The organism is Bacillota bacterium (assembly GCA_013178125.1).
GTDB lineage: Bacteria > Bacillota > SHA-98 > Ch115 > JABLXJ01 > JABLXL01.
This window is the reverse complement of record JABLXJ010000001.1, coordinates 263,560-278,648: the sequence shown is the minus strand read 5'-3', so window position 1 is coordinate 278,648 and position 15,089 is coordinate 263,560. Positions and strand designations below refer to the sequence as shown.

Below are 15,089 nucleotides of genomic sequence, written 5' to 3'. Positions count from 1 at the left end.
GCGAGATTATATCACATTCGAAGGCCCTATACAATTCTCCTCCTCGATCTCCTTGAGCAGCTTGAGATCAGCAGGATCGAGGTCGGCCCTGCGCAAGAGATCAGGCCGCCTTAAGAGGGTGCGACGCAAAGCCTCCTTTCGCCTCCACAGGCGAACCTTCTCATGGTCGCCGCTCAAGAGCACCTCGGGCACTTTCATGCCCCTGAAATCCCGCGGGCGCGTATACTGGGGAAAGTCGAGGAGGTAGTTGTAGAAGGAGTCTTCCACAGCGGATTCCTCCTCCTTAAGAACCCCCGGGATCATGCGGGCTACGGCATCGATGACGACCATGGCGGGCAGCTCCCCACCTGTGAGGACATAATCCCCTATCGATATCTCATCATCCACGAGATGCTCCCTGACCCGCTCATCAACGCCCTCATAGTGGCCGCAGACGAAGAGCAGGGCAGGCCTGGCAGCCAGCTCCCTGGCTATATCCTGGTCAAATGTCCGGCCCTGCGGGCACATGAGGATAACATGGGGTTCCTCAAGCCCAAAGGCAGATACCTCTTGCTTTACATGCTCTACCCCCTTGAACAAGGGTTCCGGCTTCATCAACATGCCGACGCCGCCGCCAAAGGGATAATCGTCCGTGACCCTGTGCTTATCCTCCGCAAAGTCCCGTATATTATGCAGGTGTATTGCGATGATCCCCTTCTCCTGCGCCCGCTTTAGAATGCTCTCCGAGAGAGGCCCTTTAAACATCTCGGGGAAGATTGTCAAGACGTCGATCCTCATCGCATTTTACCTCTGCATCATATCTGCTCTGACTCTATTCGCACCATACCGCTCACTCGGCACTATATCCCTGTTCCTCTCCCCTATACGAGTCCTATATGAGCCCCTTGCGGGGCTCTATGATCATCCTCTTTGCATCGATGTTGATTTCTCTTACAATATCCCGGATAGCAGGGATCAAAATCTCCCGCTCGCGCCCGGGTTCCCCGTCTGCCTGCACAACATATACATCGTTGGCCTTCCCCATCATCACGTCTACAACGCGGCCGATATGCTCCCCATATATGGAAATAACATCCAGGCCGATGACGTCGTGAACGAAATACCGGCCTGGTGGGAGACTGACAGCCTGCTCCTCCGGGACATATACAACCAGGCCGCGAAGACGGTCAGCCTCATCAACGCTTGATATCCCGGCGAATTTGACCAGGATAAGCTTCTTGTGAGGCCTTGTGCTCTCAACCCCCAGCTCGCTCGCGCTTTCCGGGTCTCGCCCAACCCACACGCGATCCAGCCCCATAAAGCGCTCCGGGAAGTCGGTGGAGGGCATGACGCGCACCTCACCCTTGATCCCCTGGGGGGCCGTGATCCGGCCTATCTCTATAAACCCGCGGGCCACCAACTTCGCCTCCCCGGGGTAGACACGTCAGACGATCTCTACCGTCACCCGTTTTCCTTCTCTTGTTGCAGCCGCTTTTGCCAAAGTACGGATAGCCTTGGCGGTCCTGCCCTGCTTTCCGATAACCTTGCCCATATCGGCGGGGGCTACCCGCAACTCCAGGACGGTCCCGCCTTCGCCGTCTACCTCGTCGACCCTTACCTGGGAAGGATCGTCAACAAGCGCCTTGGCAATGAATTCAACTAATTCCTTCACAATAGCACCCCCGCGCTCGAACGACACAGGTTGCTTCCTCACTTCCCCACGTTCGCCTGGAACTTCTCCATCACGCCCGCCCTTGTCAGCAGGTATTTCACCGTATCGGAGGGTCGAGCGCCTTGCCTGAGCCATTTTAGCGCCTTTTCTTCATCGATCTTGAGATCCACAGGCTCTCTGGTTGGGTTGTAGTACCCTATGATTTCAATATGGCGCCCGTCCCTGGGGTACCTGGAATCCGCCACTACAACTCTATATGATGGCTGCTTCTTCGCCCCTGTCCTCGTTAACCTGATCGTGGTTGCCACAGCGTCACCTCCTCTCGTATGCCCTCACGCTCTCACCTGGTCCCGCCTCTGCGGGGTGCCCGGTAGTCCATAGCCCATCAGCCGCCCATCTTATCTGAAGAACGGCAACGATAGACCCCCCCGCCTGGCGCTCCTCTCAATGGCTCCTGCCTGCTTCATCAGCTTTCTCACCTGCTCGAACTGCTTGAGGAGCGCATTCACATCCTGGATTTTCGTGCCGCTTCCTCTTGCGATCCGTCGCCTGCGGCTCCCGTCTATGATGGAAGGGTTCCGCCGCTCTTTGGGGGTCATCGAATTGATGATGGCTTCGATGCGCGTAAATTCCTTCTCATCAACCTTCAACCCCTTCAGAGCCTTCGAGTCCCCGAGGCCCGGTATCATGGACAGGAGCTCATCCAGTGGCCCCATCTTGCGAACCTGGCGCAGCTGGACGATGAAGTCCTCAAAATTGAAATCCGCTGCCCCGAGCCTCTCCTGGAGCTTCTTCGCCTCGCGCTCATCCATGGCGGCCTCGGCCTTCTCGATGAGGCTGAGGATATCGCCCATGCCGAGGATGCGCGAAGCCATCCGGTCGGGGTGGAACGGCTCTAAAGCCGACGCCTTTTCTCCAACCCCCACAAACTTGATGGGCCTCCCCGTTACCGCCTTGACTGAGAGCGCTGCGCCGCCGCGCGCATCACCGTCGAGTTTCGTAAGGATGATGCCGTCAAGACCCAGTCGCTGGTCAAAGCTGGAGGCGACATTTACAGCGTCCTGACCCGTCATGGCGTCGACGACGAGCAATATCTCGTGTGGGTTCACCGCCGACTTTATATCAGCCAGCTCCGCCATGAGCTCCTCGTCAATGTGGAGGCGCCCTGCGGTATCTATTATTACAACATCGCATCCCCTGGACGAGGCGCCAGGCACAGCCGCCCTGGCTATCTTGACCGGCGACTCCCTCTCTCCCATTGCAAATACTGGGACACCGATGCCCTCGCCCAGGACCTGGAGCTGTTTAACCGCGGCCGGCCTCTGCGTATCCGCAGCCACGAGGAGGGGCTTACGGCCCTGGCTCTTAAGATAGTTCGCCAGCTTCGAAGCGGTGGTCGTCTTCCCTGAGCCCTGGAGCCCGACGAGCATTATCACTGTAGGGGGGTGGGGAGCGAACTCGATCTTCGCCTGGCTACCGCCCATGAGGCTTATGAGCTCGTTATGAACGATCTTGATGACGAGCTGGCCGGGCGTCAGGCTGGATAAGACCTCCTGGCCTATAGCCTTCTCCTTGACGCCGGTTATGAAGTTCTTTACAACCTTGAAATTTACATCGGCCTCGAGAAGCGCCAGCTTGACCTCGCGGAGCGCTTCATCGACGTCCTTCTCTGTAAGCTTCCCCTTGCCCCTGAGCCGCTTGAAGGTTTCCTGGAGCTTGGAGGTCAGGCTTTCAAACATCTCACCCTCCCCCGCTTCCCTCGTCTCAAACCTTTCCTCTCTCAAACATTGCTAGTATACAACGAGACGCAGCATCATGTCAATCCTGGCTCTGCATTCCTGCATTCTGGCATTCTGGCATCGTGGCTCTGGCATTGGGCCATTGACCGTCTGGCCATCCGGCCATCTCTGATCATCTGGCTATGACCCTGGCCTGACCCTTCACTCACTCTTCACCCCGCCCCTTCGCCGACTCCGGCGAAGAGGGCCTCGACGAACTCCCGCGGGGCGAAATCTCGCAGGTCATCAGGGCTCTCACCTATTCCAATAAGCTTGACGGGGACGCCGAGCTCGTTCCTAATGGAGATGATAACCCCGCCCCTGGCGGTCCCGTCCAGCTTTGTCAAAGCGATCCCGGTCACGCCGACGGCTTCCGTAAATATCCTGGCCTGTGCGATGGCGTTTTGACCGGATGTTGCATCGAGGGTCAAAAGCACCTCATGGGGGGCGCCCGGGATTTCCCTGTCTATAACCCTCCGGACCTTCTTAAGCTCCTCCATGAGATTGGATTTCGTATGAAGCCTCCCCGCTGTATCTATTATCAAGACATCAGCCCCCCGGGATTTCGCAGCCTGGATAGCATCATATGCAACTGCGGCGGGGTCGGAACCCTCCTGGTGCCTGATGACCTCCGCGCCCGCGCGATTCCCCCATATCTCAAGCTGCTCTATTGCGGCCGCCCTAAAGGTATCGGCAGCCCCCAGGATGACGCACTTCCCCTCCTGCCTAAATCTATAGGCGAGCTTGCCCGCTGTTGTGGTCTTGCCCGTCCCGTTTACCCCGACAACCATTATCACGGTGGTCGCCCCCGGGGCGGGGGCCAGGCCTCCAGGCTCCTCCTGGCCCAGCTCCGTAGCCAGCTCATTTTTGAGGAGCTCGATCAGGGTATCCGGTGAAACCGCCCTCATCTCGCGGGCGCTCTCGCGCAACCTTTCAAGGATCCTACCCGTTGTCTTAACTCCGACATCAGCCTCGATCAATACCTCTTCAAGCTCGGAAATCAAGGCATCATCTACCTTATCTTTTCCTCGCACTATGGTCTGTATTCGACCGACCAGCCCGTCACGTGTCTTTGATAAGCCCTGTTTCAATCGGGAAAAGAGATTCAAATTTAAATTCAAGCCCTTCAACTTGCCTTATCCTCCAGACTAAGCGATATAAGCTTGGAGATGCCTGATTTCTCCATCGTAACTCCATATAGAGTGGTAGCGACCTCCATGGTGCCTCTCCTGTGCGTCACCACTATAAACTGGGAATCCCTCGCAAGTCTACGGAGCAAATCGGCAAACCTGCCGATATTGACCTCGTCGAGAGCAGCATCGATCTCGTCCAGGACGCAGAACGGGCTCGGTCTCACCTTGAGAATCGCGAAGACAACCGCTATTGCCGTGAGCGCCTTCTCGCCGCCGGAGAGAAGGGATATGCTCTGGAGCCGCTTGCCTGGAGGCTGGGCCACCACATCTATCCCGCTCTCCAGCGGGTTAGCCGCATCCTGCATAACGAGATCCGCATACCCCCCCCCAAACAGCTCCGAGAAGATGGTGGTAAATTCGGCCCTTATCGCCCCAAAGACCTCCAGGAACTGCCGGCCGGCTGCTTCCTCAACCCTCTCTATAAGCTTATCCACCTTGTCCCTCGCCGCAACGAGGTCATCATACTGCGCCCGGAGGGACGCATATCGTGAATTCACTGCGGCATACTCATCTATGGCGTCGAGGCTCACGGGTCCCAGTCCCTCTATAGCGGCCCTCAGGTAACAGAGCCTCTCCCGGACGGCATCTCGCTCCCCCGGCTCAAGCCTTACCACAGGGATAGCGTCCCCACTGAGGCCATAATCCATGCGCAGCCTCTCCTCGAGCTGTTCCATCGCCACCGATAACCTTGCCTCATCGACCTCGATCCTATGAAGCTCCTCTATCACCCGGGCCAGGCTGTCCTGGGCGGATTGCATCCCGGCCTGGAGGCTGCTCGCCTCTGCAGCCATCTCACGCCGCTCGTGCTTCAGGCCATCCAGGGCCTTCTCGAGCTCACCCCGCCTGGCCTCGAGATCCCTGATGACTCCGGCATTCTTCCTTAGAATCTCATTGAGCTCTCCCTCCCTGGCTTGAAGGCGCGAGACCTCCTGGTTCTTCGCGCTGATGACCTCCGCCAGGTCAGACGCGTCGCGCTCAAGCCTCGAGCGCGATTCCATGAGGGAGCTCTCCTCCTGGCGAAGCGCTGCCAGCTCAACCTTGATATTCATTATCTCCGCGGTCAGCGCCTCACGCCGGGCCTCGAGTTTGTGCTGCTGTTCGTTCATTTCCGAAACCGCCCGCTCAAGGTCGCTGTTCTCCACGGTCAACTTAGCAAGTCGCGCCTCGAGCTCAGCCCTGAGACCGGCGTGATCTCTCATCGAGGCTTCGAGCTCGCGGCGATCAGCGAGAGCCACCTCAAGCTGGCGCTCGATTTTCACCCTATCGCCCGCCAGCTGGCGCAGCTCAGCTTCACCGGCGGAAAGCCCTATCTCCTTGTGCTTGAGCTCCGCATCCAATCCTGCCAGCTCCCTGTCCAGCGAATCGCGAGCCCTGCTCGCCTGCGCCAGGGCGTCATTGACGCGGCTGAGCTCGAGCCTGATGCCATCCACCTCCCGGCGAAGGCCGTCGATCTCGGCGTGCCTCGCAACCAGGCCAGATAGCGTCTTCTCGACCTGGCTCCCTCCTGTTATGGCCCCGCCAGGGTGGATTACATCCCCATCCAGGGTGACGATCTTGATGGCGGACGCCATGGCACGTGACAGGCGCGTCCCGGCCTTGAGGCTGGTCGTGACCACTATCCTGCCAAGCAGGTACTCGATGGCCTTCCTGTAAACAGGGTCGTAGCTTATAAGATCGGATGCCAGCCCGAGGACCCCCTCGACCTTGAGGAGATCGCTCCGGAGGTCGTTCAACCTCGGCGGCCGCAGCATATCGAGGGGCAGGAACGTCGCCCTGCCTGACCCGGTCCTCTTCAAGAATTCGACCGCCGCCTCTGCATCCTTATGTGACCGCGTTATGATATTCTCGGCGCCCCGCCCCAACGCGGCTTCTATGGCTGTAACATAGCGCCCGGGAACTTCTATGACGGACGCAACGACGCCGAGCATCCCGAAGATGAGCCCCTTGCCGGCGGCATCCAGGACAGCCCTGGTGCCCCGGCCGTAGCCGGCGTGCGAACTCTCCAGGTCGGACAGGGCCTTTAGCTGAGAATTTTTTGCGTGCAACGACTCAGTAAGCTTGTCGCGCTCTTGAGCCAGCCGCCTGGCCTCGCCTGAGGATCGTTCCAGGCTTGCCCTCAGGGAGGCAATCGCCTCCGATATTGATGCGATGTTGGCACGGTGCTCCGCAACCAGGGCCTCCCTCGCCTCGATATCATCTACGACCCGTTTCAACTCGGCCCCAAGCTGCTCCGCCTCAAGGTCCAGGCGAGCCAGGCGCCTCGAATTCGCATCGTCCAGTGACGTTATCGCAGCAAGACGGTTCTTCGTATCCGCTATACCGCTCAGGAGCTCAATTACATCGGCCTTCGCGCGCTCCTCGGCCTCCCTGTCGCCGCGGGTCCTCTCCCGTATCTCCTCCTCCTCCTCCTCTTTCTGCGAGAGCACCCGCGCGAGCTCGTCCCTGCGTTGCCGCAAAGCATCGAGCCTCTTCTGTATATTCAAGAGCTCATCATGAAGGCCATCCAGCCGCCTGCGATCAGATTCAATCGAGGCCGCCACCTGCCCGGACTGCTCCCTGCCGCTCTCCAGCCTCTGGCGGGCTAGGTCGGTTTCGGCCCTGCACCTCTCGATTTGACTTAAGACCCCCGAAAGGGCTTCTTCATAAATATCCCTTTTTAAATTGCACTCCGCCAGCCCGGCGTTGAGCTTATCCAGCCTGCGCGCCAGCTCCTGCCTCTGGACCCGCAGTTTCTCGACCTCCAGGGCGTGATCTTCCCTGAATCTCCTCAACCTTTCGCGCTCATCCCGGTTTAAAACGAAGTCGCTCGAATAGAGCTTAACCTCCAGGTCCCTCAGCTCTGCCGTATAAACCTTGTATCTCTCGGCGTTTCGAGCCTTTTCGGCCAAGGGCCCCAGCTGGTTATGGAGCTCGTTGAGGATATCCTGAACCCGCAGGAGGCTTCCCCTCGCGTTCTCGAGTCGCTTCAGGGCCTCCTGCTTGCGGAGCTTGTACTTGCTTATCCCCGAGGCCTCCTCGAAAATGGCGCGCCTGTCCTCAGCCCTCAGGCTGAGAATGGAGTCAATGCGCCCCTGTTCTACAATTGAATACCCTTCCCTGCCTACACCGGTCCCGGCGAATAATTCAACAATATCCTTGAGCCGGCACGGCACCTTATTGACAAAATACTCACCCTCGCCGGACCGGAATACACGCCGCGATACAGCCAATTCATGAAGATCAAAGGGAAGGGCCCCATCGGAATTATCGAGCGTGAGCGTGACCTCCGCCATCCCGAGGGGGCGCCTCCCATCGCTCCCGACAAATATCACATCCTCCATCCTGGAGCCCCGGAGCAACCTGGCGCTCTGCTCGCCGAGGACCCAGCGGATTGCATCGGATATGTTGCTCTTGCCACTGCCGTTTGGACCTACTATCGCCGTGATGCCGGGTCCGAATTCGAGCTCCGCCTTGTCGGCGAATGATTTGAACCCCGAGAGCTCTATCCGTTTAAGGTACAACTGCCACCCTCCCCGGCCTCCATCTTTCCTTCACGTCACCTTCTTCGACGCAGCGTGATGAAAATCCTTCTCTTCCCGGCTTATCCCCGCCGATTTCCCCTCTCACAGTCCCCTCCTAGCCCCCCATATTCACCTCGAGATAAAGGTCCTTGCGCTTGCGCACCTTTTGCGGTATAGACGGGTTAACCAGCGAGCCATACTGCCGCAATATGCGCTCCAGCTTGAACCGAACACGAGTCCTGGCGTTATCTACAGACTTTGCATCCACCCCTATCTTCCGCTCGATCTCGCCCAGCGTGTAGCCTCTGACGAGAAGCACCACGACCGCGTATTCCAAGAGCGAGAGGTGGTTTTTGAGCACCCGGAGAAGCTGCTCTCGAACCCACTGCTCCTCAACAACATCCTCGGGGTTGACCGACTCATTTGATATAATATCGAGGATCGTCCGGGTCTCATCCTGGTCTATATATGAATGGAGGGATATCGGCCCCAGGAGGGGCTTGTGCTTGCTGTTGTTCTGGCGCCTTATCCAGTTATATATCTTCCGGATTATGCATATATAAGCGAAAGAGCTGAACTTCACGCCCTGCTGGTCGATGTCATACTCCCTGATCGCGTCGAGGAGACCTATCATCCCCTCCTGGATCATGTCCTCCTGATCCTCGGTATTATAGGGACAGGTGGTTCTCACTATGTGCCTTACCATGGGTATGTACTTCCTGACCAAGTCCTCGGTTGCAGCCTCATCGCCGGACCGCGCGCAATTCAGCAGGTACAGATCCCGCTTCTGGTTGTTCAGAGCCATGACCCATCACCCTCCCTGAGCCCCACCGGGTGGCCAAGCTTTTTGTCCGATAAATGTATATTGCATCTCAGGAGAGAATATTCTTATCGATACGTCCTGCTTGTTCACCTCAGCGCGGTGAGGACGAGCGCGGATAACAAAAAACCTGTCCATCCAGGCTCCCGGAGGAACAGGCAGCGCGATACAGCCAGACGAGCTGACGAGCCAGCAATTTCTGGGGAATCACCAGGAATCATTGCAGTCAACTGCATCAACCGCCGGTGCGATTACCGGCTGATCCATCACCTCGGCTCAACGATAAACTTGATTGCCGTTCTCTCTTCGCCATCGATCTGGATCTCTGCAAACGCCGGGATTGCGACCAAATCGATACCGTTAGGGGCAACAAATCCTCTCGTAATCGCAATCGCCTTCACTGCCTGGTTTACAGCCCCTGCCCCCACCGCCTGCACTTCAGCCGATCCCTTCTCCCTAAGCACGGCAGCAAGAGCGCCCGCAACTGACTTTGGCTTTGATTGTGCTGATACCTTTAGTACCTCCACGCGTGGATTCCTCCCCTTGACGATGTAAAAGCGGCTAAAAATACATAGTATAGCGGAACGCATTCTTGCAAATAAGTATATTCAACACTTTGCCAAAAAATCCTTCACTATGCAGAATTTCTCGTTATTTCGAACAATCCTCAATAGTTGCCCCCAACGACCATGCCGGACCATCCCGGCGGCCACTCCGCCATCATGCTGAGCTCTTGAACATCGCCATTCTCCTGTTTAAGGAATCCATTGTAGCCCTGGCTATCGCCTCCGGTTCGGCCCCATCCACCAGGGCGCTCCCAACCAGCGTCTCTTCACCAACAGGGGAGAGGGCCGCGATAGATACAATCACAACCTTTCGCCCCGAGATTGTGGTGACGGTGAGTTCATCGAGGACGAGAGAAATCCTTGAACGCAAGAAAGCCTCCACAGCCCCGAGGGTGGCCATCGCTACGAGCCTGCGGTTATTGCCGGACGAGGCCCCGCCTGCCGCCCTACCAAGATAGACCTTGCCTCCAAGCTCGAGCTCGACCTCAGCCTCGGAGGCCAATCCTGTCACTGAGAGATCCACCTTCTTGATCTTGAGCCTCTTCTCGAAGAGGGCCCGCCTCTCCTGTTCGGGCTCGTCCTGGACCTGGGCAATCCCTATCTTCTTGTGATCCACCCGGATCCCCCAGCCCGCCATCAAGGAGCTCTCTATATCCCTGATGATCTGTTTCGGAGCCCTCGAGGAGTTTGCCAGCCCATGTATCTCGGTTATCCTCCTGTCCACATCTGTGACGATGCGGACCGACTCTATGCCGGGAAGCTGAGAAAGCATATCCTCAATATCCCGAACTACTACGTTTTCAGGGATAACACCCAGCCCATCGGGCGCTACCTTCGTCAGCACCCTGCCTCACCATCCTTCCCAATCGATATAAGAGACCCTGACGCCCGACCTCCTTCAACGCCGCCCTGGCAGCCGACCTCATAATTTCCCCTGCCGCGATCCGCCATGGCCCCCCTGCCCTGCCAGGGTCGAGACGTCACTCCTCAAACCTCTTAAAGACTATGACAGCATTGTGCCCGCCGAATCCGAAGGAGTTAGATATAGCCGCACGCACCTCTCGCCTGCGCGGGGTATTTGGAACATAGTCGAGGTCGCACTCGGGGTCCGGCGTCGTGTAGTTTATGGTCGGCGGCACGATGCCCTCCACTATGGCGAAAATGCAGGCTATGGCCTCAACACCGCCGGCGGCTCCGAGGAGGTGACCCGTCATCGACTTCGTCGAACTAACTACCAGGGAACGGGCGTGATCCCCAAATACCTTCCGGATTGCAGCAGTCTCATACTTGTCGTTGAGAATAGTGGAAGTGCCATGGGCGTTGATATAATCAATGTCCCCCGGCGCAAGGCCGGCATCCCTCACTGCCATCGCCATGGCGTATGCGGCTCCATCCCCGCCAGGGGCAGGCTCGACTATGTGATAGGCATCAGCGCTCAGGCCGTAGCCTGCAAGTTCGGCATATATTCGAGCCCCGCGGTCCAGCGCGTTCTCCAGGGTCTCGAGGATTATAACTCCGCTTCCCTCGCCCATCACAAAGCCATCCCGGTCCTTATCAAACGGCCTCATTGCAGATTTGGGGTCATCGTTGCGCCTGGACATCGCCCTGAGGGCGCAGAACCCCGCGAACGACATCGGCGTGACGGCGGCCTCGGTGCCGCCCGCTATTATGACATCAGCGTCGCCGCAGCGGAGCGTCCTGAGCGCCTCGCCAATAGCATGAGTAGCGGCGGCGCAGGCCGTAGTGAGGGTGGCATTTGGCCCTTTCGCACCTGTGGCGATGGAAATCTGGCCGGAAGCCATATTTGCGATCATCATGGGAACGAAGAAGGGGCTTACCCTTCGCGGACCCTCCTCGAGCATCACGCGGACCTGATCCTCAAAGGTCCTCATACCGCCGATACCGCAACCCATCATGACGCCTACCCTTGCCGCGTTTGCGTCATTTACCTCGAGCCCGGCATCTGAGAGGGCCATCTTGGCGGCAGCCACTCCAAACTGGGCGAACCTGTCCATGCGATATGCCTCTCGCGGCGTCATGTAGACCTCCGGGTCAAACTCCCTTACCTCGCCCGCCATCTGGGTTCTGAACTGGGATGCATCAAAGCTCGAGACCCTATCTATCCCGTTCCTCGCAGACCTGAGCCCATCAAAAAAGCCTTCCTTACTGTTTCCTATGGGAGTAACAGCTCCGATACCCGTAACTACCACGCGATGGGCCAATATCCCTCACCCCACTACTACCATGTTGCGCTGGCTCTTCTCGTGACGCCTACTTCGTTGCGATCAACTTCCTCGTTGCAGTCAACTTCCTTACTCTTCCTTCCTCCCGTCCCGGTCAAAAACCCAACCTGAGCATCTACTCCTCGATCTGGTCGAGGATGAATTCGACTATATCGCCCACCGTCGTATCCTCGGCAAGGTCGACGTCAAGGGTCCCGAGATCAAACTCCCTGTCGAGCTCGTCTGCGATGCTCATCCTGGTTGCTGAATCAGCATAGAGGTCGTTCATCGTGGCATCGAGTGTCACGAGGGATTCATCGACCTTAGCCTCCCTCACGATGATCGATTTCACCTTTTCAAAGATTTCCTCAGTCCTGGCATCCATTTCCTCCATCTCCATACTTGTACACCCCCAGAAATTTGATCTCATATTCTTAGGACTTTATTTCTCCGGACTTTATTATCCCAAATCCACAGGAATCCGTATTATATTTATAAAGAGCCTATAAAGATCCTATCGCCATGCCGCCATCAACCCGCAGGACCACGCCGGTTATGTAAGACGCATCATCCGACGCCAGGAACGTTACGGCCTTCGCCACATCCTCCGGCTTCCCCATCCGCCCGAGCGGGATGGCCTTCAGCATGGCATCGCGCGCGCTCTCCGGTATCGCGCCAGTCATCCTGGTCTCGATAAAGCCGGGCGCGATGGCATTCACCGTGATGCCCCGCATGGCCAGCTCCCTCGCGGCCGTCCTGGTAAGACCGACGAGACCTGCCTTTGCGCTTGAATAATTGGCCTGTCCCGGGTTCCCGGTGAGGCCCACCACCGAGGTGATAATAATTATCCTGCCCGATCTCTGGCGAAACATGACCTTGCCCACAGCGCGTATACAATTGAATGCCCCGCGCAGGTTTACGTCGATGACTTCCTCCCACTCCTCATCCTTCATCCTGATAAGGAAGTTATCGCGTGTAATGCCGGCATTGTTGACGAATATGTCAATGGTTCCAAACCTCTCCAAGACCACCTCCACCATGCTTTGCACTTCAGATTGGTCTGTCACGTCGGTCTTCAGCGCGAAGGCTTCCCCTCCCTGACGCACGATCTCACCCGCGACGGCCTCCGCTCCGGAGAGATCGGTGTTTCCGAGGACGGCAACCTTGGCCCCCTTCGTGGCGAGGGCAAGACAGGTAGCCCTACCTATACCCTTTGACCCGCCGGTGACTACGGCAACCCTTCCCGCTAACTCCATATTATAGAACCCCCTTCAGGAATTCAAGCGCCTTTTGCAGGGGCTTACCCGGCTCTATGCTGATTATCTCCGCCCCAGGTGCAATCTTTCTTACGAGTCCGCTCAGAACCTGCCCAGGCCCGATCTCTATAAACCTTCTTATCCCGGCGCGCTCCCACAGCCTGGAGATGGACTCCCACCACCTGACCGGGCTTGAAACCTGCTTCCTGAGTAGGTCCCTTATCTGACCCGGGTCGGAGGTGAAATCCGCCGTCACATTAGCTACAAAGGGGACAGCGGGTTGTTGGATTTCAACCGCCTCAAGGTATGGAGCGAGTCTGTCGCCTGCATCCTTCATGAGGCTCGAGTGGAAAGGACCGCTCACAGACAGAAAAACGGCCCGTTTCGCACCCCTCGATAAGGCCAGCCCTGCGGCCTTCTCCACGGCCTCCCTTGCCCCGGAGATGACAACCTGGCCCGGGCAGTTGAAATTGGCGGGCTCGACCACCCCGCATCCGCTCCCGCTGCTCTCCGCGCACGCCGCCACAACCTGGGACGCATCAAGCCCCAGGATCGCGGCCATGGCCCCGGCCCCGGAGGGAAAGGCCTCCGACATGATTATGCCCCGCCTGCGCACGAGCCTCACGGCATCCTGGAACTTCATGGCCCCTGCTGCTACGAGTGCAGAGTACTCGCCCAGGCTATGGCCGCAGACCGCATTCGCCCTCATATCCGGGACCCGCGCCAGGATGCACCTGTACAGGGCATAAGTAACCGTGAGGATTGCCGGCTGGGTATTTGGGGTGGAGTTCAAACGATCGGCGGGGCCATTGAAGCACAGCTCGGCCACGTCAAACCCCAGCGCAGAGCTGGCCTCCTCAAATACCTGAATAGCCTCGGGGCACTCATCTACAAGGTTTTTCCCCATCCCGACGTACTGCGAACCCTGGCCGGGAAAGACCAGGGCGGTTTTCGGGGCGGTTCCCCTGGACTCCTCACCGCGATTGACCATCCTCACCAGCCGTCCTTTCAGTCGCCTCTCGCAGGCTCCGGGCATCCCCTCGATTGCGCGCGGAAGTAGCCCTTGCACCAGCGTATGATGCTTGCAGCCCATGTAAGCCCCGCTCCGAATCCCACAAGCATAATGAGATCTCCGTCCGAGATCTTCCCGGACCGGGCAGCCTCGTCCAGGGCGATCGGAATGGACGCCGCCGAGGTGTTGCCATATTTCTCGACATTAGAATAAAACCTGTCGGCGACCCCCAGGCGCTCCGCCGCGATGTCGATTAACCGCCGGTTAGCCTGGTGCGGGATGAAATAATCGATATCGCTCTCCGAGAGCCCGGCAGCCTCCAGGGTCCACCTGCACGCATCAACGAGGATATTCACCGCAAACCTGTATACCTTGTTCCCTTCCATGTGAATATAATGCAGTCTCTGGTCCACAGTCTCATGAGAGGCTGGGAGCCGCGACCCCCCCGCCGGAACTGTCAGGAGGTCACCTCGCCTCCCGTCGGCTCCCAGGAGCGTCTTGACTATCCCCTCACCCTGCTCCATCGCTTTCAAAACGCACGCGCCGGCTCCATCGCCGAAGAGCACACATGTATTCCTGTTTGTAAAGTCGGTTATCTTCGACAGGGTCTCGGCCCCGATCACAAGAACTGTATCGTAGGTGCCGCTGGCGATAAACTGGGCGCCCGTCCACACCCCATATATAAAGCCGGAGCATCCAGCCGAGATGTCAAATGCCGCCGCCCGGGTTGCCCCTATCCTGGCCTGCACGAGGCACGCCGTCGAAGGGAAGATCATATCCGGTGTCACGGTCGCCACGATGATCAGGTCGACATCGCCGGGGCTCACCCCCGCGTCCTCCAGCGCGCGGCTTGCGGCGAGCGCGGCGAGGTCCGAGGTTGCTTCACTGGCACCGGCGATCCGCCTCTCGCGTATGCCGGTCCGCTCGACAATCCACGCGTCACTCGTGTCGACCATCTTTTCCAGGTCGAAGTTGCTCAAGATCCCTTCCGGCACAGCGCTGCCAGTGCCCGCTATGCCTGCTCCTCTTTTACCCGTTACTCCAGTTTTACCTATTGCTCCAGTCGTTACTTCACCCGACATTCCTTCACC

15 protein-coding genes are annotated in these 15,089 nt (G+C 58.0%); all 15 read right to left on the bottom strand.

Annotation, left to right across the window (positions count from 1 at the left end):
- Positions 1-6 precede the first annotated feature (6 nt).
- The 15 genes from trmD to HPY71_01315 all read right to left on the bottom strand — a co-directional run bounded on the left by trmD (position 7) and on the right by HPY71_01315 (position 15,080).
- The gene (gene trmD, locus HPY71_01385; protein NPV52157.1) at positions 7-777 is read right to left on the bottom strand and encodes a tRNA (guanosine(37)-N1)-methyltransferase TrmD; all 771 of its coding nucleotides are present in this window, start codon (positions 775-777) and stop codon (positions 7-9) included.
- A 94-nt stretch (positions 778-871) separates the two neighbouring features.
- Positions 872-1,396, bottom strand: coding sequence for a 16S rRNA processing protein RimM (rimM, locus tag HPY71_01380; GenBank protein NPV52156.1), 525 nt, complete (start codon positions 1,394-1,396; stop codon positions 872-874).
- A gap of 27 nt (positions 1,397-1,423) precedes the next feature.
- Positions 1,424-1,651: a KH domain-containing protein gene (locus HPY71_01375; protein ID NPV52155.1), complete on the bottom strand. Its 228-nt coding sequence runs from the start codon at positions 1,649-1,651 to the stop codon at positions 1,424-1,426.
- 38 nt (positions 1,652-1,689) lie between these two features.
- Positions 1,690-1,959: a 30S ribosomal protein S16 gene (gene rpsP / locus HPY71_01370; GenBank protein NPV52154.1), complete on the bottom strand. Its 270-nt coding sequence runs from the start codon at positions 1,957-1,959 to the stop codon at positions 1,690-1,692.
- Between the two features lie 90 nt (positions 1,960-2,049).
- Positions 2,050-3,390, bottom strand: coding sequence for a signal recognition particle protein (gene ffh / locus HPY71_01365; GenBank protein NPV52153.1), 1,341 nt, complete (start codon positions 3,388-3,390; stop codon positions 2,050-2,052).
- Positions 3,391-3,602: 212 nt separating this feature from the next.
- Positions 3,603-4,538, bottom strand: a complete 936-nt coding sequence (gene ftsY / locus HPY71_01360; GenBank protein NPV52152.1) for a signal recognition particle-docking protein FtsY — start codon at positions 4,536-4,538, stop codon at positions 3,603-3,605.
- Positions 4,539-4,555: 17 nt separating this feature from the next.
- Complete coding sequence (gene smc / locus HPY71_01355) at positions 4,556-8,122, bottom strand: chromosome segregation protein SMC (GenBank protein NPV52151.1); 3,567 nt, start codon at positions 8,120-8,122, stop codon at positions 4,556-4,558.
- 115 nt (positions 8,123-8,237) lie between these two features.
- Positions 8,238-8,927 carry a sigma-70 family RNA polymerase sigma factor gene (locus tag HPY71_01350; GenBank protein ID NPV52150.1) on the bottom strand — a complete coding sequence of 230 codons (690 nt, stop codon included), beginning with the start codon at positions 8,925-8,927 and terminating at the stop codon, positions 8,238-8,240.
- A 281-nt stretch (positions 8,928-9,208) separates the two neighbouring features.
- A complete protein-coding gene (locus tag HPY71_01345; protein NPV52149.1) occupies positions 9,209-9,469 on the bottom strand; it encodes a stage V sporulation protein S in 261 nt (86 codons plus the stop codon).
- Positions 9,470-9,662: 193 nt separating this feature from the next.
- Positions 9,663-10,352, bottom strand: coding sequence for a hypothetical protein (locus HPY71_01340; GenBank protein ID NPV52148.1), 690 nt, complete (start codon positions 10,350-10,352; stop codon positions 9,663-9,665).
- Positions 10,353-10,488: 136 nt separating this feature from the next.
- Complete coding sequence (fabF, locus tag HPY71_01335; GenBank protein ID NPV52147.1) at positions 10,489-11,730, bottom strand: beta-ketoacyl-ACP synthase II; 1,242 nt, start codon at positions 11,728-11,730, stop codon at positions 10,489-10,491.
- A 136-nt stretch (positions 11,731-11,866) separates the two neighbouring features.
- Positions 11,867-12,115, bottom strand: coding sequence for an acyl carrier protein (locus HPY71_01330; protein NPV52146.1), 249 nt, complete (start codon positions 12,113-12,115; stop codon positions 11,867-11,869).
- Between the two features lie 118 nt (positions 12,116-12,233).
- Positions 12,234-12,986 (bottom strand): 3-oxoacyl-[acyl-carrier-protein] reductase, encoded by a 753-nt coding sequence (gene fabG / locus HPY71_01325; GenBank protein ID NPV52145.1) that lies wholly within the window; start codon positions 12,984-12,986, stop codon positions 12,234-12,236.
- Position 12,987: 1 nt separating this feature from the next.
- Positions 12,988-13,977, bottom strand: coding sequence for an ACP S-malonyltransferase (gene fabD, locus HPY71_01320; protein NPV52144.1), 990 nt, complete (start codon positions 13,975-13,977; stop codon positions 12,988-12,990).
- A 17-nt stretch (positions 13,978-13,994) separates the two neighbouring features.
- Positions 13,995-15,080, bottom strand: coding sequence for a ketoacyl-ACP synthase III (locus tag HPY71_01315; GenBank protein NPV52143.1), 1,086 nt, complete (start codon positions 15,078-15,080; stop codon positions 13,995-13,997).
- Positions 15,081-15,089 lie beyond the last annotated feature (9 nt).